We start from the raw sequence: 22856 nt of genomic DNA, 5'->3' as shown, positions 1-22856 counted from the left end.
TCCTCCCGAATCTGCTTGGGACATCGTTTAACTGAACCAATGGAATTGCGACAGGCTTCCAAGCAGGAAATAATTGATCATCAGCACGAGAAAACAAGCCGTATTCCACAGTGCAGCGACCTTTCCTTGCAGCTCTTTAATCAGCCTGATATAAAGATAATAGCTGTACAGCAGCAGGACGACAAACGAACCAAGCACTTTGGCGTCAAACCAATACAGCGTTTCTAGTGAGACATACGCCCAAATGACGCCGAGAATCAAACTCAGCAGCAGCATCGGAACGCCGATAACATTTAAAACATACGCCATATAATCAAGCTTTGATAAATCTTCTATTCTCAACAGCCATTTTCCCCACTTTTTCTTTTTCAGCAGATGATATTGAAACATATATAGCACAGAAAAAACGAAAGAAAGGGAAAAAGCGCCGTATGAAAGAATCGCCATTGTAATATGAATCACCAAAAGTTCTGACACAAGCTGCCCGGAAAAAGCCGCTGACTGCTGCTCTGTCGGTGAAAATGTGTGAATGGCGATCATAGAAAATCCTATAACATTTGTAAAAAACACAATAAAGTCAACACGTAAAAGCTTTGTCAGTACAAGTGACAGCGTGACAAGCACCCAGGCATAAAAATAAAGCGCCTCCGTCACATTTAATACCGGAAACCGCCCCGTCACCCACATAAAATAGGCCAAATACACGGTTTGCAGAGTCCAGACAATAGAAAGCAACCAGAAGGCCATTTTTCCAGCCTTCCGGTTGTGTTGAAGAAAATCTATAAAATAAAAGAGTACACTTAACGCGTAAATGACGATTGTCCCCTCATTAAGTCTTGCCATTGCAGTATCAATCATTCAGCTTTCACTCACTTACAAGTGGGCTAAAACCCGCTTTTGATTCAGCCTTTTTAAAAGAGTGGACCTTCTGGCTGCTTTCAAGGGTTTTCATCATTTGACGTCCCGCAGCTTCTTCAATATCAAAAATCTGCATAAACAGCGCGAGCTTTTCTTCAGAATCAGCATCTGCTGCAAGCTCTTTCACCTTTAAAATCGGATCGCGCAGCATTTGGTTAATGATACTTTTGGTGTGTTTGTTCAACAGTTTTTTCTCTCTTGTGCTTAAGTGAGGCAGCTTACGCTCGATGCTGTCCATCGTTTCTGACTGGATGGCAAGCGCCTTTTCACGCAATGCAGAAATAACCGGCACAACACCAAGTGTATTCATCCATTGTTTAAATTCGACAATGGTTTCTTCAATTAACAGTTCAACTTTTTCAGCGGTTTCTCTCCGCTCTTTCATGTTCGCTTCTACAATGCCTTCCAGATCGTCGATATCATAAAGAAAAACACCTTCAAGATCATTCAGCGCCGGATCAAGATCTCTAGGCACGGCAATGTCCACCATAAACAGCGGACGTCCCTTGCGAAGCTTATTCGCGTTTTCCATCATCTCTTTGGACACGACAAATTCACTTGCACCGGTTGAACTGATTAAAATATCAGCCTCCGCAAGCGCGCTTTCAAGCTGATTCAAGCTTCTCGCTTCACCGGAGAAACGGTCAGCAAGCTCCTTCGCTTTCAAGTATGTTCGGTTAATGACAGTGACCTTGCCGATTCCTTGTCCGTGCAGGTTTTCCGCAGCAAGCTCGCCCATTTTTCCCGCACCGAGAATCAATATGTGCTTGCTTGAGAGATTTCCGAAGATTTTTTTAGCAAGTTCAACTGCAGCATAACTTACAGACACCGCATTTGAGCCAATGTCTGTTTCGGCGTGAGTCCGTTTGCCCACTGTCACGGCCTGCTTAAACAGCTCATTAAAAATAGTCCCGATCGTTTTTTCTTGCTGAGCCGTTTTAAAGCTGTCGCGTACCTGTCCGAGAATCTGCGTTTCACCAATCACCATAGAATCCAGTCCGCAGGCTACACGGAATAAATGCTCAACAGCAGCATCGCTCTCATAAAATGTTAAGAACGGTGACAGCTCTTCTTTGCTTAATTGAAACCAATCAGCTAAAAACTTTTTTATATAATAACGGCCGGTATGGAGCTGGTCGACTACCGCATAAATTTCAGTGCGGTTGCAGGTGGAGACAATGATGTTTTCTAGAATGCTTTTCTCTTCTTTCAGCTGCACCATCGCGCCTGCCAGCTCATTCGGCTGAAAACTTACTTTTTCACGTATCTCAATAGGGGCGGATTTATAATCTACTCCCACAACAAGTATATGCATCGCTTTAATTACACCCCCAACACCCAATCTTAATTTATAATTATTCTAACATAGAACTCATTATTTATAATAATTATAACATAGATTCTTTCACAAAATGTGAACAGATTTTAAAATTCTTATGCTATATTAGAAAAAGCTTCAGGGAAAAGAAGCATTCCTATTGACAATACCAAAAACAGCAGAAATTTACTACACATCAGCTCTAAAAAACAAGAAGGTGATATGCATGAAACAAAAATCAATTTTATTCCCTTGTCTGCTGCTTGCCGCTTCTGTATATGCATGGCTTGAAAGCGGCCAAGCGGAACTGTTTTCAGGACAGGATCAATGGCCTGTTCTCCTCATGCTGTTAGGCGCAGCCTTTGTATATCAAGGAAAAAAAGAAGCCGTTACACCCCATTTCTTTATCGGTTTGCTTCTCTTCGGGATCGGTTTACACTTTTTTGCCAAGCCGAAATGGGTATGGTGGCCGGATGATTTTGAAATGCTTCTCTTTATGATCGGCTTCTCACTTCTCGTTTCAACCGTTCAAAAAAAAGAATATGTATATGAGGCTGTGTCGATGATTTGTTTTTCCCTGTTTTTGTACTTTTTCAAACAAATTATGGCGTGGCTTGAGTCTGCGCATATCCCAACAGCGCTTCTGAAGGAGTATTGGCCGTTTGTCTTTATTGGAATCAGTTTATTGTTATTATTGATAAAACGGAAAAAATCTATACGATAAATAAAACCGGTAGAGGACCCTCTACCGGTTTATCATTTTTTTGATCGCTCCCCAAGCTTCGTCTTTCCCCTTTTTCGTCTCTGAGGAAAAGAGAATCAGCTCGTCTTCCGGATCAATATTTAATGTTTGTCGGACAACCTTCGCGTGTTTGTCCCATTTTCCTTTCGGGATCTTATCCGCCTTTGTAGCGATAATAATAACAGGAATGCCGTAATACTTTAAGAATTCATACATCTGTACATCATCATTGGATGGCGCATGCCGCAAATCAACGATCTGTACCACTGCTTTTAATTCCTCGCGTGTTGTGATATAGGTTTCAATCATTCTGCCCCAAGCTTCACGCTCAGACTTTGACACTTTGGCAAAACCGTACCCCGGCACATCCACAAAATGCAGCTCATCATTGATAATGTAGAAATTAAGCGTTTGTGTTTTTCCAGGCTTTGATGATGTTCTCGCAAGATTTTTGCGATTGATTAATGAATTGATAAAAGACGATTTTCCTACGTTTGATCTTCCGGCCAATGCAATTTCCGGAAGCCCTCCTTCAGGGTACTGTTCCGGTTTTACTGCACTGATCACGATTTCTGACTTTGTGACTTTCATTTCTTCTCTCCTACTAAGGCATGTTCCAAAACTTCGTCTAGGTGGGATGCCAATATAAATGTCAGCCCCTCTCTGACGCTTTCAGGAATATCCTCTATATCTTTTTCATTCTCTTTAGGCGCAATAATGGTCTTCAATCCCGCTCTATGTGCGCCAAGCGCTTTTTCCTTCAATCCGCCGATCGGCAGCACGCGCCCGCGAAGCGTGATTTCCCCAGTCATGCCGACTTCACGCGAAACCGCCCGTCCCGTTAAAGCAGAAACAAGCGCTGTTGCCATCGTAATGCCGGCTGACGGACCATCTTTAGGCACCGCACCCTCTGGTACATGTATATGAATATCATACTTCTCATGAAAGTCAGGTTCAATGCCAAGTTCTTCTGTTTTGGATCGCACATAGCTGAATGCTGCCTGAGCTGACTCTCTCATTACATCTCCGAGCTTTCCAGTCAGGATTAATTTCCCTTTTCCCGGTGAAAGCGATACTTCAATTGAAAGCGTATCTCCGCCAACGGTTGTATATGCAAGCCCTGTCACTACACCAACTTGATCCTCTGTTTCAGCTTGTCCATATCTGAAAATGCGTTTTCCGATAAAATCTTGAAGGTTCTTCTCAGTAACCGTAATCCGTTTTCGCTCTTCAGCAACAATGGCTTTTGCAGCTTTACGGCAAATTGCGGCAAGCTGGCGTTCAAGGCTTCTTACACCAGCTTCTCTCGTATAGTAGCGGATAATATCAAGAATCGCCTGATCACGCAGCTGCAAGTTGCTTTTCTTCAGCCCGTGTTCTTTGATCTGCTTTGGAAGCAAGTGATCCTTTACGATTTCGAGTTTTTCTATTTCTGTGTAGCCTGCGATATTAATAATTTCCATTCTGTCTCTAAGCGGGCCCGGAATTGTAGCCAAATTGTTCGCCGTTGCGATAAACAGCACTTTTGATAAATCAAAAGTTTCTTCAATATAGTGATCACTGAAGCTGCTGTTTTGCTCTGGATCAAGCACTTCAAGCATAGCAGATGACGGGTCTCCTCTAAAATCAGATGACATTTTGTCAATTTCGTCTAATAAGAAAACCGGATTCAGCTTACCGGCTTTTTTCATCCCCTGAATAATCCGTCCTGGCATTGCTCCGACATAGGTTCGTCTGTGTCCGCGGATCTCTGATTCATCCCGTACTCCTCCGAGTGAGATTCTGACGAATTTCCGTCCCAAGCTTTTTGCAATTGATTTGGCTAAAGACGTCTTTCCGACACCTGGAGGTCCTGCCAAACAGAGGATCGGGCCTTTCAGGGATTTTGTCAGCTTCTGGACAGCCAAATATTCTAAAATACGTTCTTTTACTTTTTCAAGTCCGTGATGCTCTTCGTCCAAGAGACGTCCTGCTTCTTTCAAATCAAGCTTATCATCTGTTTCATCCGTCCAAGGAAGAGCAATCAGCCAGTCGATATAGTTGCGAATTACGGAGCTTTCCGCAGAACTTGACGGAATTTTTTCATATCGGTTCAATTCCTTAAGCGCTGTTTCCTTCACATGATCAGGCATGCCTGCTTCTTCAATTTTTTCAGTCAGCGTCTGAACTTCGCCAGTTTTGCCTTCTTTATCGCCAAGCTCTTTTTGGATCGCCTTCATCTGTTCACGCAAGTAGTATTCCTTCTGCGTACGCTCCATCGAACGTTTGACACGCTGGCCGATTTTTTTCTCAATCTCCAGCACTTCTTTTTCATTATTAATAAAATCAATGACCTTGTTCAGCCTGTCTTTGACATCAGCCGTTTCCAAAATATCCTGCTTATCCTTTAGTTTAAGGGGCAGATGAGAAGCAACGATGTCTGCCATCCTCCCCGGCTCTTCGATATCAGTAACCGCGGCGTACGTTTCGGCCGAGATTTTTTTAGAAATTTTTATGTACTGATCAAAGTGGTCTAGCAACGTCCGCATCAAAGCTTCGTCTTCTGTATCTTTTGAATCATCTTCATGAATAAGTTGAATGTCGACCGACGTGTAATCCTCGTGTTCATTATATTTGACGATTTGGGCGCGCTTGAGGCCCTCCACCAACACACGAATCGTACCGTTCGGAAGCTTCAGCATTTGCTTAATTTTTGTATAGGTGCCGACAGTGAAAATCTCGTCTTCACCAGGTTCGTCTATCGAAATATCCTGCTGAGTGGCTAAAAATATCATATGATCATGCATCATTGCCTGTTCAAGAGCCTGAACCGACTTGTCACGTCCTACATCTAAATGCAAAACCATCGTCGGGTACACTAATAAACCTCTTAAAGGGAGGAGCGGGATGCTGCGTTTTAATTCTTCTGCCATGTGACTGACACCTCCGTGACTTTAGTATGAACCATTATAATACAACTTTTTCATCCTTGTACAATAAACGGCATGGTTCCATTTTCTATAAAGCAGTCTCCTCGTAGTATACCCTTTCTTTCTGATATGAAAAAGGAAAAGATGTCCTTCATGAAAAAAACCCTATTATCAAAATAGGGTTTAAACGGATTCTTTATTAATTTCAATATGAAACGGTTTTTGTTCCGTTGGCGGATTCACTAAAATTTCATCAAGCACTTCTTGGAACGTCTTCACTGCAATAATCTCGATTCCGTCAATCTGCTTTAAGATCGCCTGCTGATTTTCATGCGGGATAATCACCTTTTTCGCACCGGACTGCTTGGCCGCTTTTATTTTCGGAATAACGCCTCCGATAGGTTTTACAAGACCGTTCAAGCTGATTTCGCCTGTCATCGCAACGGTATTGTCAATAGGAATTTTGTGTATCGCCGAGAATATCCCCGCCGCCATCGCGATGCCAGCTGACGGCCCATCAATCGGAATCCCTCCTGGGAAATTGATGTGAATATCATAATCAGACGGCTTCATTCCCATTGTCCGGAGCACGGTTAACACATTTTCAACCGAACCCTTCGCCATGCTTTTTCGCCTGATTGATTTTGATTGGCTGCCGATGCTTTCTTCTTCAGCTATTCCTGTGATATTAATTGATCCTTTATCTTGAGCTGCGGTTACACTTACTTCGATTTCCAGAAGCGACCCGCTGTTAGGCCCATAGACTGCAAGCCCATTTACAATGCCGACCTGCGGTTCAACACCGATTTTTTGCTCGTGCTTCGGTGTAAGCTGACTGGAGTGGATAACCCATTCAATATCCTCAATGGTAATGTCCTTCCGATTCTCCGTAACAGCCATCCCCGCTGCAATTTGAATCATATTGACAGCTTCCCGTCCGTTCCGCGTATAGCTGGTCAGCAGATCCAGGCCTTCTTCAGAGATATTTTTTTCAATTTTATCCGCTGCTGTTTTGGCAACAGTTTTCAGTTCGTCCTTTTCGAGCTCGCGGAAAAAAACCTCCAAACAGCGGGACCTGATAGCTGGCGGAATTTCGTTTGGCATTCTTGTGGTCGCGCCAATGAGGCGAAAATCAGCCGGCAGCCCATTTTGAAAAATATCATGAATGTGATTCGGAATTTGTGTATTTTCCTCACTGTAATACGCACTGTCTAAAAAGACTTTTCTGTCCTCAAGCACCTTCAGCATTTTATTCATTTGAATAGGATGCAGCTCCCCTATTTCATCAATAAACAGCACACCGCCATGGGCATGAGTGACAGCTCCCTGCTTCGGCTGCGGTATCCCAGCCTGCCCCATTGCTCCGGCCCCTTGGTATATCGGGTCATGAACAGAGCCGATGAGCGGATCGGCAATTCCTCTTTCATCAAAACGGGCTGTTGTCGCATCGAGTTCCACAAAAACAGCTTGCTCTTTAAACGGTGATTGTTTATGTTTTTTTGCTTCTTCCAACACAAGCCGCGCAGCAGCCGTTTTTCCAACTCCCGGTGGTCCATAGACAATGACATGCTGAGGATTCGGTCCGCACAAAGCCGCCTTTAATGCTTTAATACCGTCTTCCTGTCCGACAATATCTTGAAAGCTTTTGGGGCGGACCTTCTCAGATAATGGCTCGGACAAGCTGATGGCGCGCATTTTCCGAAGCTGCTCCATTTCCTTCTTTGATTCTTTATCTATCGTGACCTTTTGTGTCCTTTGATTTTTAAGCAAATTCCAAAAATACAAACCAATGATGATCCCAAAAAACAGCTGAATAAATAACGCGATCCCTGTCCAACTCATGGTGGTCCCTCCTGAAAAACAATTTATGTATCCAATTCATTCCTCTGATTGCTAGTATCTCCCACAGGAGGCAGGAATAAACGTTTTTCCGGAAGAGTTTACATGCAAAAAAACCTCCTGAATGGTTACATTCAGGAGGTTTGTGTTTATCTTTATGCAGATGTTTTATCTTGGCTTACCTCAGTGCCGTCTTTTAATAAGAGGCGAGGAGGCTCTCCATGTGTCACAGTTGCCCCGGTAATCACACATTTTTCAATGTCATCACGAGAAGGCAGCTCAAACATCACATCAAGCATGATGCCTTCAATGATAGAACGGAGTCCGCGTGCGCCAGTCTTGCGTTCAATCGCTTTTTTAGCAATTTCAGAAAGCGCTTCTTCTTCAAACTCAAGCTCAACGTTGTCAAGCTCAAGCATTTTCTTGAATTGCTTAACAAGAGCGTTTTTCGGTTTTGTTAAGATCGCAACCAAAGCTTCTTCGTCCAGCTTTTCAAGGCTTGCAATAACCGGAAGACGTCCGATAAACTCAGGAATTAATCCGAAGCGGAGCAAATCTTCAGGAAGCACTTTTGAAAGAAGATCTTCTTTCTCAAGATCAGCAGCTTTGTTGTCGGCACCGAAACCAATCACTTTTTGGCCTAAACGGCGTTTGATGATTTGTTCGATACCATCGAAAGCTCCGCCGCAAATGAACAAAATATTTGTTGTGTCAATTTGAATGAATTCTTGATGAGGATGCTTACGTCCTCCTTGCGGCGGCACGCTTGCCACTGTACCCTCAAGAATTTTAAGCAATGCCTGCTGCACGCCCTCACCTGACACGTCACGTGTGATAGACGGGTTTTCAGATTTTCTAGCCACTTTATCGATTTCATCAATATAGATAATGCCTTTTTCGGCTTTTTCCACATCATAATCAGCAGCTTGGATGAGTTTCAAGAGAATATTCTCTACATCTTCACCCACGTATCCAGCTTCAGTCAAAGATGTAGCGTCTGCAATCGCAAACGGCACATTTAAAATGCGAGCCAACGTTTGCGCCAGAAGGGTTTTACCGCTTCCTGTAGGTCCGATTAATGAAATATTACTTTTTGAAAGCTCAACATCATCGACTTTGCTGTTGGAGTTGATGCGCTTATAGTGGTTATAGACAGCAACAGCAAGTGATTTCTTCGCTTGATCTTGGCCGATGACATATTCATTCAAAATTTCACGAATTTCCTGAGGCTTTGGTACGTCTTTAAATTCTACTTCTTCTTCTGTTCCGAGTTCTTCCTCTACAATTTCAGTGCAGAGTTCGATACATTCGTCACATATATATACACCAGGCCCAGCTACAAGCTTACGAACCTGATCTTGTGTTTTTCCACAGAACGAGCATTTCAATTGTCCTTTTTCCTCGTTAAATTTAAACATTCTTTCACCCCTTAATCTTGTCTCACTTTTTCTTTTACCGGCAGAGCAAAAGAAAATGATTCTTGAAACGAAACGAGTATGTATTGCATTTTACCATACTTTCCAAAAAGACGGTAACAATGTGTTTCTGACTTGCACATTCTATATGTATGACAAAAAACTGCCCTGCATTAACTATCTTGCCCCAAGAAAAAGAGATAACTCATAATTGTACAAAACAAGGCACGAATGATTCGCGCCCTGTTTTATTAGTACTATTATTATGCACCATATTAACGGTTTTCTACAAGAAAATCAATTGCTTTGCGAACTTTTAAATCTTCTTTCATCGCGTCAGTAGAACCGATGGCTTGTTTAATATTTTCAACAGGCATGTTGTATGCTTCAGCCATTTTTGTAAGCTCAGCATCAACTTCCTCATCTGATACTTCAAGGTTTTCCGCTTTCGCAATCGCCTCAAGAGTCAGGTTAGATTTTACGCGTTTTTCAGCATCTTCTTTCATTTGCTCTTTTAACGCAGCTTCATCTTGGCCTGAGAATTGAGTGTAAAGCTCAAGGTTCATGCCTTGCATTTGAAGACGCTGTTCGAATTCTTTCAGCATGCGGTCAAGCTCAGTGTCGACCATTGCTTGAGGCACATCGATTTCCGCATTTTCAGAAGCTTTCAGAACAAGCTCTTCACGCAATTTAGCGTCAGCTTCGTTTTCTTTCGCTTCTTCTAAACGTTTCTTACTTTTTTCAGTTAATTCAGCGAGTGTTTCCACTTCTTCATCGATATCTTTAGCGAATTCATCGTCAAGCTCAGGAAGCTCTTTCGCTTTGATTTCGTGAATTTTCACTTTGAACACAGCTGGTTTGCCTGCAAGATCTTCAGCGTGGTACTCTTCAGGGAATGTCACTTCAACATCCTTCTCAGCACCTGCTTCAAGGCCAACTAATTGATCTTCGAAGCCAGGGATGAATGAACCAGAACCTACTTCTAGAGAGTAGTTTTCAGCTTTTCCGCCTTCGAATGCTTCGCCGTCAACGAATCCTTCGAAATCAAGAACAACTGTGTTTCCTTCTTCAACAGCGCCTTCTTCTTTTACAACAAGCTCAGCTTGACGCTCTTGAAGCGCTTTTAGTTCGTTTTGAACATCTTCGTCAGTTACAGTTGTGTCGTCTTTTTCAATGCCTAAGCTTTTGTAGTCGCCAAGCTTCACTTCAGGTTTTACTGTTACTTTCGCAGTGAAGATTAAGCTTTCGCCTTTTTCGATTTTTTCAACATCGATTTCAGGACGGTCTACAGGCTCGATTCCAGCTTCTTCAACCGCTTTAGGGTATTCTACAGGAAGAAGAATATCCAAAGCATCTTGGTAAAGAGCTTCTACGCCAAAGCGCTGTTCGAATAATCCGCGAGGAATTTTACCTTTACGGAAACCAGGAATTGAAACTTGTTTTACTACTTTTTTAAATGCATCATCAAGTGCTGTTTTAAACGTTTCAGCATCAACTTCAACCGTTAAAACGCCTTCGTTGCCTTCTTGTTTTTCCCATTTTACAGACATGTGTTTCCCTCCAAAAATCTATTCAGGTTGTGTCGGTCTTCCATTCTAAAGCAATCATTCGGCTTCGTCCAACAAAAACAAAGCTGCCAAAGATCAGAATCATTATGTATAGATGTTAATAATGAACTGCAAAGCCTGTCCAACCGTATTTCTTATAACCCGTTATACATAAATACAACCACTATATTATAACATAACACATAGCGCTTTCAACTATATGGCGTGATTTACAAATAAGAAATTTCTTCAATATCTTTTATCATTGTGCAAGCTTCATCGAGTTCTCTGTCGGTACATTCATACATCATATGAAGTTCTTCTCTTTCAATTTCAATCCCGTGCATCTCGTAGCCGACTTTATGCAGGGCAGCCGCCCAAAGATCAGCCGACAGCAATTTCGGCTGGAACGGATATAAAACGTATAAATGTCTTCTCCACAATTCTTCTACTGCCGCATATAAGGTTGGATTTTCATTTCCAAGTGTCTCATCCAGCACCCTGAGAACACGGTGCAGAATCGGAGCGGCATCAGGCGGGACAATCTCAGACGGTTCAATTGTCAACGACTCGCCAAATTTACTAATGTGCACGGGTTTACTGTACTCATGCTCGGCCAACAGCATGACAATCATCGTTTTGATAATCGGGTGGGCTGAGGGGTCTTGAAGGATTGTTTTGAGCAACCCTGTATACTTTGCTACGTTACGGTCTTTTAAGGAATGAATGAGATTCATTTGCTCCTCAGGGCTTGCCAGCACTTTCTCGGTGTCAATTGTATCCTCGTATTCTTCGGCCCAAGCCTCGTCCTCACGATCCGGGTCGGTCATTCTCCGGCTGAAATCAAGCAGCTTGTAAAATTGTTCGGCGCTTTCTGCCGGCAGCTGATTTTCTTCCAAAACGGCTTCAATGGTGCTTTTGACTTCTTCGTATTTTTTGAGCTGAATTAAGATGGTCATGTACACTTGCAAAACCGTAAAATAATGGCCATAACCTTCTTTGAGCATCTTTTCACACACGCTTTTTGCCTCTTCCAGCTCGCCCAGTTCTAAAAAGCAGATGGCCATCCCTAAGTGAAGGTCAGATTCAGTATCATCATAGTTCATCGCTTCTGAAAACAGCTCAAGCGCTTCTTGATACTTTTTTTCCTTGAGTGATGACATCCCTTTTTCCACAAGGCGGTCTTTCAGATGAGGAAAAGGAATAATTTTTGCGTTCTTCTTGTCATGCGTCATACCTATATTCCTTTCAGGCATTTATTTTGTTCAAGTGTATCAACACCTGTGAATAAACACAAGAAATGAAAGGTTTCACCAGGCAAAAAAAGCAGCCGGACAAATACCGGCCGCTTCTTCAGGCTTGAAGCCAAGAGCTTCTTTTCGATTCAAATCGCTTGATTTCATCTTCAAGCAGCAGCGTTAATGAAATTTCATCATATCCGTTGATGAGCATCTCTTTCCAATGCGGATCAACTTCAAATGAAATTTGATTGCCTTCACTGTCATGAATCAGCTGATTTTCAAGGTCAACAGTCATTTGCAATGACTGGTTTTCATACTGGCTGACAAGCTGTTTCCAATTGTCATATGGCATGCGGATCGGAAGCATCCCGTTTTTAAAGCAGTTCTGATGGAAAATATCAGCAAATGACGGCGCAATGATAATTTTAAACCCATAATCATCAAGCGCCCACGGAGCGTGTTCGCGCGATGATCCACAGCCGAAGTTTTCTCCTGCTATTAAAATGGAAGCTCCTTGATAAACAGGCTTGTTTAATTCAAATTCAAGGTTCGGTTCACCATTCGCATCATATCTCCAGTCAAAAAATGCAAAACGCCCGTAGCCTGTTCTTTCAATCCTCTTCAAAAATTGTTTAGGAATAATCTGGTCAGTATCAATATTGATCCGATTTAATACGGCCGCTTTCCCCGTATGTGATTTCAAAGGTTCCATCTCGCGCACTCCTTACACAACTGTTTTTTCCTGATAAAACTTTCTGACATCAACGAAGTGTCCGTGAATGGCAGCCATCGCAGCCATTGCCGGGCTGACGAGATGCGTTCTTGCACCTTTTCCTTGTCTGCCCTCAAAGTTGCGGTTAGAAGTTGACGCACAGCGCTCTCCCTCAGGAACAACATCATTATTCATACTCAAACACATGCTGCAGCCTGACTCTCTCCATTCAAATCCAGCTTCCAAGAAAATCTGGTCAAGCCCTTCTTTTTCAGCCTGAAGCTTCACACTTTGGGATCCTGGCACGACGATGGCTCTAACGCTGTCAGCTACCTTCTTCCCTTTGATCATATCAGCAGCCTGACGAAGGTCAGTCATGCGGGAATTTGTGCAGGAACCGATAAATACGTGCTCCACTTTAATGTCTTCAATTTTCTGATGGGGAGTCAGTCCCATATATTCATAAGCTCTAATCGCTTCTTTTTTGTCATCTTCTGCAGAAAAGCTTTCCGGCGCAGGAACTTCAGAATCGACAGGAAGAACCATTCCCGGGTTAATGCCCCATGTCACCATAGGAGAAATGTCGTTGCCGTCAAGGACGATAGATTTATCGTAAACAGCGCCCGGGTCTGTGCGCAGCGCTTTCCATTCCTCTACGGCCTTGTCAAATTCTTCGCCTTTTGGCGTGTACTTGCGATTTTTGCAATATTCAAACGTTACCTCGTCAGGTGCAATCAAACCTGCTCTTGCTCCTGCTTCAATTGACATGTTGCAAACGGTCATTCGTTCATCCATCGTCATATTTCTGAATACTTCCCCAGTGTATTCAATGACGTAGCCAGTGCCGAATTTCACACCGTATTTGCCGATGACAGCAAGAATGACATCCTTTGCCGTGACCCCTTTTTGAAGCATTCCATCTACGCGCACTTCAAGTGTTTTCGGACGCTGCTGCCAAAGAGTCTGTGTGGAAAGGACATGTTCAACTTCACTCGTCCCGATTCCAAATGCAAGAGCGCCGAAAGCGCCATGTGTCGATGTATGACTGTCACCGCACACGATCGTTTTCCCTGGAAGCGTTAAGCCCAGTTCAGGGCCAACGACATGGACAATCCCTTGATCCACACTGTGAAGATCGGCAAGACGCACGCCAAATTCCTCACAGTTTCTTTCAAGCGCCGTTACTTGGCGTTTCGCAACTTCATCCTTTATCTCAAAACGATTGATGGTCGGGATGTTATGGTCCATTGTCGCAAATGTGTTTTGGGGTCTTCTGACCTTTCTTCCCTTTTGTCTCAAACCTTCAAATGCCTGAGGAGACGTCACCTCATGAATGAGATGCAAATCAATATAGAGAAGATCGGGTTTTCCCTCACCATGCTTTACAATATGCTGATCCCAAATCTTTTCGATGATTGTTCGAGGCATCATCTTTTATTTCCTCCCTCTACCTATGAACTAAGACCGCTTATCGTAAGCTGTCACACATTAGAAATTGTATTTTCACTCATGATTGCTGCCTTAACTTCCTCCGTAATGGCCTGAGTGCCGCTGAACTCTTCACCTCGTGCCAAGTCTCTTGTTCTTTTTCCGGAAGCCAAGACTTTGTTTACCGCATCTTCTACAGCTTTCGCTTCCTCTTCAAGCCCGAAAGATGTTCTCAAAAGCATTGCCGCTGACAATATGGCCGCGAATGGATTTGCCATCCCTTTGCCGGCAATATCAGGCGCGGAGCCATGAACAGGCTCAAACAGATGAAGACCTGAGCTTGATAGGCTGGCTGACGGGAGCATTCCGAGTGAGCCTGTAAGCATCGACGCTTCATCGCTTAAAATGTCACCAAACATATTTTCAGTCACCACGACATCAAATTGATTCGGTGCATAAATCAGCTGCATGGCTGCGTTATCCACAAGCATGTGCTCCAGCTTTACATCAGGAAAATCTTTTGCAACGTCCTCAGCCACTTCACGCCACAGTCTGCTTGATTCTAGAACGTTTGCTTTATCAACAGAGGTTACTTTTCCTTTTCTGGCTGCTGCCATTTTAAAGCCCTCTCTGATCACGCGTTCAATTTCCGTCCGCTTATAAAACAGGGTGTCTACTGCTTCCTGCTCACCTTCAGTGTTTACATAGCGTTTGCTCGGCTGGCCGAAATACAAGCCGCCTGTCAGCTCACGGACGATAACAAAATCAACATTATCGATGTATTCTTTTTTCAAAGGCGAAGCGTCAGAAAGGCTTTCAAACACCTTCACTGGCCGTAAATTCGCAAACAAATCAAGCTGTTTTCTGATGCTGAGCAGCCCTTTTTCCGGTCTCAGCTCCGAAGGGTTTTGATCCCATTTCGGTCCGCCGACAGCGCCAAGCAATATCGCGTCTGCATTTTTACAAGCGGCAACGGTTTCCTCTGGGAGGGGGTTGTTATGTTTGTCAATCGCCGCCCCTCCGATCAGGCCATATTCAAATTCAAATTCATGGTTAAAGCGTTCGGCAACACTTTTCAGTACGTCTGTCGCTGATTCTAATACTTCAGGGCCGATCCCGTCTCCGGGCAATAGAGCAATACGTTTCTTCAAGTTAACCGTTCTCCTTTCTTTTATGATCCGACAGCTGTGTGGTTTTTCAATCCGCTCATATTCGACTCGAAAACCAATTGACGGTTTACTGCGTTCAAATAGGCTTTCGCTGATGCTTCTAATACGTCTTGCGCTATGCCCCGCCCTGCTGATTCTTTTCCGTTCACCAAAACTCTTACATACACCTGGGCAAATGCATCTTCGCCTTTTCTGTTAGACTGAATGCGGTAGTCTAAGAGCTCTACGTCTTTATCAATGCAACGCTCGAGCGTGTTGTAGATTGCTTCCACGCTTCCGGCCCCAGTTGCAGCTTCCTGAATAAGCTCACCGTTTTCTTGATTTTTCAAAGAAAGAGTAGCCGTAGGGACCTGACTAGTTCCGTAATGTACTTGCAGAGAAAGAAATTCATACCCAATCTTGCGATCTGTTACTTTTTCTTCTAAAATAAGAGAAACAAGATCCTCATCAGTGATTTCCTTTTTCTTCTCAGTCAACTCTTTAAACATCGTAAAGAATTTATTAATCTCTTCACTGTCAAATTGGAATCCTAAAGCAGTCAGCCGGTCTTTAAATGCGTGGCGTCCAGAATGTTTACCTAGGACAAGCGCATCTGCGGTTACACCAACAAGCTCCGGTGAAATAATTTCATAAGTTGATTTCTCTTTTAAAAAGCCGTCCTGATGGATGCCTGATTCATGGGCAAATGCATTATCGCCCACAACTGCTTTATTGCGCGGGACAGCCATGCCGGTCAGCTTGCTTACTAAATCGCTTGTTCTCTTAATCTCATTCAATGTAATACCTGTTTCGACTTGGTAGAAATCTTTTCTGATATGAAGGGCAACGGCAATTTCCTCTAATGCCGCGTTTCCGGCTCTTTCACCGATCCCGTTCACAGCGCATTCAATTTGATCAGCGCCATTTTCAATCGCAGCAAGAGAGTTTGCAACTGCCATTCCCAAATCATCATGACAATGAGCTGAAAGCTTTGCTTTGTGAATGTTCGGAACGTTTTCCTTGATATATTTAAAGATATTTCCGTATTCCGCTGGAGCCAGGTAGCCGACAGTGTCTGGAAGATTGATAACACTGGCGCCTGCGTCAATCACTTTCTCGACGATTTCTGCCAGAAACGGCAGTTCAGTGCGGCAGGCATCTTCAGCTGACCATTGCACAACCGGAAAACGTTCTTTTGCGTATGTCACCATTTCAACTGCTCTTTCAATCACTTGCTCACGTGTCATTTTCAGCTTGTGTTTCAAATGAATGTCCGATGTGGCGATAAAAACATGAATTCTCGGGTAAGCACCATCCTTTAACGCTTCCCAAGCAGCATCAATATCACCTTTTACACAACGGGCCAGACCAGTCACTGAACAATTTTTAATGGTTCTAGCGATTTCCTGAACAGCTAAAAAGTCACCTCGGGACGAAGCGGGAAATCCCGCTTCAATGATATCTGCCCCGAGTCTTTCGAGCTGCTTAGCTATGGCAAGTTTCTCCTGTGTATTCAAGTTCACTCCAGGGGACTGTTCACCATCACGAAGCGTCGTATCGAAAAAATTAATTTTGCGCAACGGAGACCACCGCTTCCTTCTTCTTGCCTTGTTTCACAAACGGCATCATTTCACGAAGCTTTCTTCCCACTACTTCGATTTGATGTTCGTTCTCGCTTGCATTGATAGCGTTGAAACGAGGACGGTTTACTTGGTTTTCGACGATCCATTCTTTTGCGAATGTACCGTTTTGGATATCTTTTAATACTTCTTTCATCGATTCTTTTACTTTAGCATCCACAACACGAGGTCCTGATACGAAATCTCCCCACTGTGCTGTGTCAGAAATTGAATATCTCATTCCTGCAAGTCCTTCTTCGTACATAAGGTCTACGATTAATTTCAGCTCATGAAGACACTCGAAGTATGCAAGTTCAGGCTGATAACCTGCTTCAGTTAATGTTTCAAATCCAGCTTTGACAAGCGCGCTTAATCCGCCGCAAAGAACCGCTTGCTCACCGAACAAATCTGTTTCTGTTTCTTCTTTAAATGTCGTTTCTAATACGCCCGCCCTTGCGCCGCCGATTCCTTTTGCATATGCGAGAGCTTTGTCTCTTGCTTCTCCAGTCACATCTTGATAGATTGCGAACAATGCAGGTACGCCGGCTCCTTGCTCATATGTTCTTCTGACCAAGTGTCCCGGGCCTTTAGGCGCTACCAAGAATACATCTACATCCGCCGGAGGAACAATTTGATGGAAATGTACGTTAAATCCGTGAGCAAATACTAATGATTTTCCTGCTGTCAATTCATCTTTGATTTCAGCTTCGTATACTTTTTGCTGCTGTTCATCAGGAAGCAGAACCATGATGATTTCGGCTTGGGCCGCCGCTTCTTTTACTGAAAATACTTTATGTCCGTCTTCTTGGGCTTGCGTGAAAGATTTTCCTTGTCTAACACCGACGATCACGTCTACTCCGCTTTCTTTAAGGTTCAGGGCATGTGCGTGGCCTTGCGAACCGTATCCGATAACCGCTACTGTTTTGCCAGCCAATACGTTCTCTTTGATATCACCGTTATAATATACTTTTACCATTTCAATCTCTCCCTTGTTATGTTTTATACAATAGATATTGTTTTATTGGATGACGCCTTTTGCTGGGTACCCCTCGCAAAAGCCGTTGTACCTGTTCTCGCGATTTCTTTAATGCCATAAGGTTTCAACAATTCAATAAGCGCTTCAATTTTGTTAGATTCGCCTGTCACCTGAACAACGATGCTGTCTCTGCTGACATCAACGACAGAGGCTCTGAACGGCTCTATAATTCCATTAATCTCTGTTCTCGTTGAAGGTGCGGAGACGACCTTGATTAAGGCCAGCTCCCTCTGGACAATCGATTGATTTGTGATGTCTGTGACTTTCAGCACATCAATCTGTTTGTTGAGCTGTTTTGTTAACTGTTCAACATCATTTTCTCCTTCAACGTGAACGACAAAGGTGATTCTGGAAACGCCCGCTGTTTCTGTGTGTCCAACTGTAATGCTTTCAATGTTGTAATGCCTTTTTGTAAATAGACCGGTGATCCGGTTTAACACGCCTGAGCGGTTCACTACAGTCAATGTGATAATTCTTTTCAAGGTTTCACCCCCACCATTTCATGCAGCCCTTTTCCCGGAGCCACCATCGGGAATACTTTTTCTTCGCTGGCAACCCGCACATCAATGACAACAGGTTCTCTTGACGTTAATGCCTCTTCCAGCTTTTCTTTCGCTTCCGCTTCTGATGAAATTCTGATGCCTTTAATGCCGTAAGCTTCGGACAATTTGACGAAGTCAGGCTGAGAAGCGAATTTAGATTCTGAATAGCGTTCTTCATAGAAAATTTCCTGCCACTGTCTGACCATTCCGAGACAAGCGTTATTTAAAATCACTACCTTGACCGGAAGATTTAATTCACGAATGACATCGAGTTCTTGAAGCGTCATTTGGAAACCGCCGTCCCCGACAACCGCGACGACAGTAGCATCTTTATCAGCCAGCTGTGCACCGATCGCCGCCGGAAGACCGAATCCCATCGTTCCAAGTCCGCCTGACGTGACCCATTTATCTGCTTTTTGAAACGGATAAAATTGCGCTGACCACATTTGATGCTGGCCTACATCCGTGGCGACAATGGCTTCTCCTTTTGTAAATTGATGAATATATTCAATCAATTTCTGAGGTTTAAAACCTTCTACTTCATTATCTTCATACCAGAGCGGATACTCTTCTTTCCATTCGGCGAGCTGTTTTTTCCATTCGCTTGAATCGCTTGGTTTGCCATCTTGTTTGATCAGCTCCTGCAGGACAATTTTGCTGTCTCCGACTACAGGAATCTGTGTTTTCATGATTTTTCCGATTTCAGCTGGATCAATATCGATGTGGGCGATCTTTGCTTTTCTGGCAAAGTGTTTCAGGTTTCCTGTGACACGGTCATCAAAACGGGCGCCAATGCTGATTAATAGATCACAATCATGAAGGGCCATATTGGCTGTATACGTCCCGTGCATTCCCGCCATCCCTAGGAAAAGCGGATGGTCAGCCGGGAAGCCTCCGAGCCCTAAAAGGGTGTGCGCCACAGGGATTTGCTGCTGCTCGACATAATTTTTTAATTCTTCTGACGCTTTTCCGTGCAGTACGCCCGCACCCGCCAGGATCACCGGTTTTTTCGCACTGCTCACGGCTTCCACAAGCTTGCGGATCTGCAAATAATTCGGCTCTGTTGTCGGCTGGTATCCCGGGAGATTCATCTCATGATCGTAGCTGAATTCTCCTTCAATTGTTGCTACATCTTTTGGAATATCAATTAATACAGGTCCGGGTCTTCCAGTTGTTGCAATATGGAACGCTTCTTTAATGATGCGCGGCAGATCTTCCGGCTGGCGAACCTGGTAGCTGTGTTTTGTCACTGGCATCGTAATCCCTAAAATGTCTGCTTCCTGAAATGCATCGCTCCCGATTACAGAGGTTGCTACCTGCCCTGTAAAGACAACTAACGGCAATGAATCAATCATTGCATCAGCAAGGCCTGTAACAAGGTTTGTCGCTCCCGGTCCTGATGTGGCGATGACGACACCCGGTTTTCCAGTGACTCTTGCGTATCCTTCCGCTGCATGAATCGCGCCTTGTTCGTGACGGGGAAGGATATGTACCAACCCTGAATTGTATAGCTTATCGTAAATCGGAAGCACAGCCCCACCCGGATAACCGAAAATCATTTCTACTTTCTCTTTTTTTAATGATTCAATCAGCATTAATGCTCCGCTCATCGTCTGTGTACATTTGGCAGATGCTGAATCCACCTGTACATTAGTCCCCATTTTAGTTCCTCCTTTTGGATTTTCATCCTTTAAAGATCGTCTTTTCATTAGCTATATAGCTGATTATTCAATAAAAAAAGCCCTTCCACCCACAATCAGCCGCGCAGTAACTGCGATAGCTAAAAGGGGCGAAAAGGCTTTTCTTTCCGCGGTACCACCCTTGTTTACGGCCTTTTAGTCGGCCGTCTCATGGATATTTCTATCCGCTTTAGTAACGAGTGAATCAAGTTCACCCGGCCAAGTCCTACTGTCATTTCAGACTGGCACTCTGAGGCGAGTTCACCTTGTAAAGCTTCGCCGGTTCTCAGCTAACCCGGTTCTCTGTGGAAAACTTTTTCAAGGCTACTTATCCTCATCTGCGCTTTTCATATTCAGCCTTCAGAACGGCTTGCAAGCTGTTCAAGGAAGGTCGATTGTTTTTCAATTTTTAAGAATCATATTGCGATCATTTTCGCTTGTGAAGCTTGCGTTTATCTTTTGTTGAACTCATATTACGCCGCTTTGGACGCAGTGTCAACAGCATTTTTTAAAATTATTAGACAATTTCGATTAATCAAACTATATTGTATACGCTTTCATTATTGATACAAAAGGAATTGCAAATATTAAAAGTTTTTATAATTTTTTTATTAATCTATCAAGATTACACCAGAATTATTCAATTTTATATAAACATGTAAGATTTTATAACGCAATATGATTCGTATATGAATTGAGTTTGAGAGATCATCTTGCAGACCATTTCAATTCGGATAGGCACTCCTATTATTCCCCCGGCATACATTAATGGTATCTTGCAAAGAAAAGGTGATATGATGAATAAATCATTTGCAGACATGCAAGGATTTCCTGCGGGCTTTCCAAGCTTCCCGAGCTTTCCGCAGCAGTATTATCCTGCTGCCCCTGCCTTTTACCAGCAAAGCCAGCAGCCATTTGGAGGCTACGGATACGGTCAGCCATTCAGCCAGGCATACAGCCCGTTGACCACTCCCTCTGCTATGTACTCCTCTTATCCATACACTTCAGATTTTTTCGGGCAGCAATTTTCAGGCACTGGCTTCAGCGGCCATAGCGGCGGGTTCAGTATTCCGGCGACGCATGTCGGCGGTTTTAGCGGAACAGCCGGTGTGCATGGAGGCTTTAGATATTAAGACTACAAGGGCCGAACAACGATTTCGGCCTCTTTTTTTCTTTCAAGCAACTTCTGCAACTCATACATTCCAAAAGTGCTTCAATACTGTCAGATTTTCTGTCTTTATAGTTGGAAACAGGATGGAATATGTTTAAGATGAATGTTTGAGGAGGAATAAAATGTATATCAAAATAGATGATTTAACTGGACATCAGGTGGGTTCACTGGTGAATGAACATTTACATAGCATGACGCTTATGTCCCCGCCGGAAAGCATCCATGCCTTAGGTTTAGAGAAACTAAGAGGTCCTGAAATAACATTTTGGAGTGCATGGGAGGGTGATGAACTAGCCGGCTGCGGAGCGCTAAAAGAACTGGACAGCCGGCACGGAGAAATCAAATCAATGCGAACATCTGCATCACATTTAAGAAAAGGCGTTGCCAAACAAGTTCTCCAGCACATCATTGAAGAAGCCAAGAAGCGAGGTTATGAGCGACTAAGCTTAGAAACGGGTTCAATGGCTTCATTTGAGCCGGCAAGAAAATTGTATGAAAGCTTCGGTTTTCAGTATTGCGAACCGTTTGCAGACTATGTTGAAGATCCGAACAGTGTGTTTATAACGAAGGAGCTGCAACTATGAAGATAGATAAGACAGAGGAAAGTCTGTCTTATCTATTTTTTTGTATTTACACACTTTTCACCCTTTTGATACCCGCCCAATGTTTTCAATTTTGTTTAATTCAAAGAACAGCGGGAATTACAAACGACATGAACGATATCATGCAAATTCATGAAGGAGGAGATTGATATGAAAAGCATAGTTGGTGTATTCGAAACTCCGCAGGAAACCATCGCAGCGATTGAAGGCTTACTCACAAAAGGCTATGATTCTGACGACATCTCTGTTGTAACAAGCCGGCGAGATACAGATTATTTGGAGTCACGTACAGGAACAGAAGTCAATCAAGCCATCGATGCACATCAGGGCGAGTCTGAATCTTTTTTCGATAAACTGAAAGATTATTTCACAATGGATGATACTGCTACACACAGCAAAACATTATCCGATTTGGATATTAAAACGGATGAAATAGACAAGTATCAAGAAGATTTGGATGACGGAAAACTTCTGGTAGCCGTCGATACAGATGCAGATGTAAATGCTCCTCTTGATAACGGCAGTGCCCTTTCAGGCGGCTTTTCAAGCACAAATGAAATGGCGGATTATACAACGAAGGAAGAAAAAACGATGCCGCTCCGGGAAGAACAGCTGAAAGTCGATAAAGAAGACGTTCAAACCGGCGAAGTAGAGATAGGAAAAGAAGTGAAAACAGAAAAAAGAGATATGGACATCCCGGTGAGACATGATGAAATTTATGTGGAACGCCGGCCAGTGGATGAAAATAAAGCGGATGCTTCTCCCGTCAACGATTCGGAAGAGATCAGAGTGCCAATCGTTGAGGAAAAGCTTGAAGTGACTAAAAAACCGGTTGTCACTGATGAAGTGGTTGTCGGCAAACGCACTGTTGAAGAAAATGAACATATTTCTGAAACTGTGAAAAAAGAAGAACCTCGTCTGAATAAAGAAGGAAAAGTTGACGGCTTGGATGATGATCCGTTAAATAACAAATGAAAATCATAAGCCGAC

At 43.5% G+C, this 22856-nt stretch carries 19 protein-coding genes and 1 other annotated feature; of the genes, 4 read left to right on the top strand and 15 right to left on the bottom strand.

The genetic code is table 11. The annotated features are described in order from the left end of the window. Window positions 1-27: 27 nt before the first annotated feature. Together BLL41_RS05920 and hemA are read right to left on the bottom strand one after the other, a co-directional pair. A complete protein-coding gene (locus BLL41_RS05920; RefSeq protein WP_003222575.1) occupies window positions 28-858 on the bottom strand; it encodes a cytochrome c biogenesis protein in 831 nt (276 codons plus the stop codon). Between the two features lie 7 nt (window positions 859-865). Next, complete coding sequence (gene hemA / locus BLL41_RS05915) at window positions 866-2233, bottom strand: glutamyl-tRNA reductase (RefSeq protein WP_071577123.1); 1368 nt, start codon at window positions 2231-2233, stop codon at window positions 866-868. Between the two features lie 229 nt (window positions 2234-2462). Between hemA and BLL41_RS05910 the strand changes: the two genes are divergently transcribed. After that, complete coding sequence (locus BLL41_RS05910) at window positions 2463-2960, top strand: hypothetical protein (protein ID WP_003229624.1); 498 nt, start codon at window positions 2463-2465, stop codon at window positions 2958-2960. A gap of 21 nt (window positions 2961-2981) precedes the next feature. On the opposite strand, the gene yihA is transcribed toward BLL41_RS05910, so the two are convergent. From yihA to ilvB, 13 genes are all read right to left on the bottom strand, one after another. Further along, window positions 2982-3569 carry a ribosome biogenesis GTP-binding protein YihA/YsxC gene (gene yihA, locus BLL41_RS05905; RefSeq protein ID WP_014114673.1) on the bottom strand — a complete coding sequence of 196 codons (588 nt, stop codon included), beginning with the start codon at window positions 3567-3569 and terminating at the stop codon, window positions 2982-2984. Then, window positions 3566-5890 (bottom strand): endopeptidase La, encoded by a 2325-nt coding sequence (gene lon, locus BLL41_RS05900; RefSeq protein WP_071577122.1) that lies wholly within the window; start codon window positions 5888-5890, stop codon window positions 3566-3568. Before lon ends, yihA begins: the two co-directional genes overlap by 4 nt. 180 nt (window positions 5891-6070) lie before the next feature. Continuing rightward, the gene (lonB, locus tag BLL41_RS05895; protein ID WP_071577121.1) at window positions 6071-7729 is read right to left on the bottom strand and encodes an ATP-dependent protease LonB; all 1659 of its coding nucleotides are present in this window, start codon (window positions 7727-7729) and stop codon (window positions 6071-6073) included. Window positions 7730-7881: 152 nt separating this feature from the next. Beyond that, window positions 7882-9144, bottom strand: coding sequence for an ATP-dependent protease ATP-binding subunit ClpX (clpX, locus tag BLL41_RS05890; protein WP_003229613.1), 1263 nt, complete (start codon window positions 9142-9144; stop codon window positions 7882-7884). 272 nt (window positions 9145-9416) lie between these two features. Further along, a complete protein-coding gene (gene tig / locus BLL41_RS05885; RefSeq protein ID WP_071577120.1) occupies window positions 9417-10691 on the bottom strand; it encodes a trigger factor in 1275 nt (424 codons plus the stop codon). Window positions 10692-10918: 227 nt separating this feature from the next. Further along, entirely contained in the window at window positions 10919-11923 is a 1005-nt protein-coding gene (gene ddcA / locus BLL41_RS05880) for a DNA damage checkpoint antagonist DdcA (protein ID WP_071577119.1), read from the bottom strand. Between the two features lie 118 nt (window positions 11924-12041). Next, window positions 12042-12641: a 3-isopropylmalate dehydratase small subunit gene (leuD, locus tag BLL41_RS05875; RefSeq protein ID WP_071577118.1), complete on the bottom strand. Its 600-nt coding sequence runs from the start codon at window positions 12639-12641 to the stop codon at window positions 12042-12044. 12 nt (window positions 12642-12653) lie between these two features. After that, window positions 12654-14072 (bottom strand): 3-isopropylmalate dehydratase large subunit, encoded by a 1419-nt coding sequence (leuC, locus tag BLL41_RS05870; protein ID WP_071577117.1) that lies wholly within the window; start codon window positions 14070-14072, stop codon window positions 12654-12656. A gap of 50 nt (window positions 14073-14122) precedes the next feature. Next, window positions 14123-15220, bottom strand: a complete 1098-nt coding sequence (leuB, locus tag BLL41_RS05865) for a 3-isopropylmalate dehydrogenase (protein ID WP_071577116.1) — start codon at window positions 15218-15220, stop codon at window positions 14123-14125. Between the two features lie 20 nt (window positions 15221-15240). Then, window positions 15241-16797, bottom strand: a complete 1557-nt coding sequence (locus BLL41_RS05860; protein WP_071577115.1) for a 2-isopropylmalate synthase — start codon at window positions 16795-16797, stop codon at window positions 15241-15243. Next, window positions 16784-17812, bottom strand: coding sequence for a ketol-acid reductoisomerase (ilvC, locus tag BLL41_RS05855; RefSeq protein ID WP_003222549.1), 1029 nt, complete (start codon window positions 17810-17812; stop codon window positions 16784-16786). The genes BLL41_RS05860 and ilvC overlap by 14 nt, the downstream gene beginning before the upstream one ends. 23 nt (window positions 17813-17835) lie before the next feature. Continuing rightward, entirely contained in the window at window positions 17836-18354 is a 519-nt protein-coding gene (gene ilvN / locus BLL41_RS05850) for an acetolactate synthase small subunit (RefSeq protein WP_004399096.1), read from the bottom strand. Next, complete coding sequence (gene ilvB, locus BLL41_RS05845; RefSeq protein WP_071577114.1) at window positions 18351-20075, bottom strand: acetolactate synthase large subunit; 1725 nt, start codon at window positions 20073-20075, stop codon at window positions 18351-18353. Before ilvB ends, ilvN begins: the two co-directional genes overlap by 4 nt. Window positions 20076-20196: 121 nt before the next feature. Next, window positions 20197-20443, bottom strand: a binding site (T-box leader). Window positions 20444-20890: 447 nt separating this feature from the next. On the opposite strand from ilvB, the gene cotQ reads away from it, so the two are divergent. The 3 genes from cotQ to BLL41_RS05825 all read left to right on the top strand — a co-directional run bounded on the left by cotQ (window position 20891) and on the right by BLL41_RS05825 (window position 22841). After that, window positions 20891-21226 (top strand): inner spore coat protein CotQ, encoded by a 336-nt coding sequence (gene cotQ, locus BLL41_RS05840; protein ID WP_071577113.1) that lies wholly within the window; start codon window positions 20891-20893, stop codon window positions 21224-21226. Window positions 21227-21386: 160 nt separating this feature from the next. Then, window positions 21387-21848, top strand: coding sequence for a GNAT family N-acetyltransferase (locus tag BLL41_RS05835; protein WP_071577112.1), 462 nt, complete (start codon window positions 21387-21389; stop codon window positions 21846-21848). A gap of 168 nt (window positions 21849-22016) precedes the next feature. After that, a complete protein-coding gene (locus BLL41_RS05825) occupies window positions 22017-22841 on the top strand; it encodes a YsnF/AvaK domain-containing protein (protein WP_071577111.1) in 825 nt (274 codons plus the stop codon). Window positions 22842-22856: the final 15 nt, after the last annotated feature.

It is taken from the genome of Bacillus sp. FMQ74, assembly GCF_001875785.1.
Taxonomy (GTDB): domain Bacteria; phylum Bacillota; class Bacilli; order Bacillales; family Bacillaceae; genus Bacillus; species Bacillus stercoris.
Note: the sequence above shows the minus strand (reverse complement) of the source record. Positions and strands in the feature narration are given on the sequence as shown.

Bases quoted from the DNA above. Each gene is read 5' to 3' on its own strand.
- BLL41_RS05920 (WP_003222575.1), bottom strand. From the start codon at position 858: ATGATTGATACTGCAATGGCAAGACTTAATGAGGGGACAATCGTCATT.
- hemA (WP_071577123.1), bottom strand. From the start codon at position 2,233: ATGCATATACTTGTTGTGGGAGTAGATTATAAATCCGCCCCTATTGAG.
- BLL41_RS05910 (WP_003229624.1), top strand. From the start codon at position 2,463: ATGAAACAAAAATCAATTTTATTCCCTTGTCTGCTGCTTGCCGCTTCT.
- yihA (WP_014114673.1), bottom strand. From the start codon at position 3,569: ATGAAAGTCACAAAGTCAGAAATCGTGATCAGTGCAGTAAAACCGGAA.
- lon (WP_071577122.1), bottom strand. From the start codon at position 5,890: ATGGCAGAAGAATTAAAACGCAGCATCCCGCTCCTCCCTTTAAGAGGT.
- lonB (WP_071577121.1), bottom strand. From the start codon at position 7,729: ATGAGTTGGACAGGGATCGCGTTATTTATTCAGCTGTTTTTTGGGATC.
- clpX (WP_003229613.1), bottom strand. From the start codon at position 9,144: ATGTTTAAATTTAACGAGGAAAAAGGACAATTGAAATGCTCGTTCTGT.
- tig (WP_071577120.1), bottom strand. From the start codon at position 10,691: ATGTCTGTAAAATGGGAAAAACAAGAAGGCAACGAAGGCGTTTTAACG.
- ddcA (WP_071577119.1), bottom strand. From the start codon at position 11,923: ATGACGCATGACAAGAAGAACGCAAAAATTATTCCTTTTCCTCATCTG.
- leuD (WP_071577118.1), bottom strand. From the start codon at position 12,641: ATGGAACCTTTGAAATCACATACGGGGAAAGCGGCCGTATTAAATCGG.
- leuC (WP_071577117.1), bottom strand. From the start codon at position 14,072: ATGATGCCTCGAACAATCATCGAAAAGATTTGGGATCAGCATATTGTA.
- ilvC (WP_003222549.1), bottom strand. From the start codon at position 17,812: ATGGTAAAAGTATATTATAACGGTGATATCAAAGAGAACGTATTGGCT.
- ilvB (WP_071577114.1), bottom strand. From the start codon at position 20,075: ATGGGGACTAATGTACAGGTGGATTCAGCATCTGCCAAATGTACACAG.
- cotQ (WP_071577113.1), top strand. From the start codon at position 20,891: ATGAATAAATCATTTGCAGACATGCAAGGATTTCCTGCGGGCTTTCCA.
- BLL41_RS05835 (WP_071577112.1), top strand. From the start codon at position 21,387: ATGTATATCAAAATAGATGATTTAACTGGACATCAGGTGGGTTCACTG.
- BLL41_RS05825 (WP_071577111.1), top strand. From the start codon at position 22,017: ATGAAAAGCATAGTTGGTGTATTCGAAACTCCGCAGGAAACCATCGCA.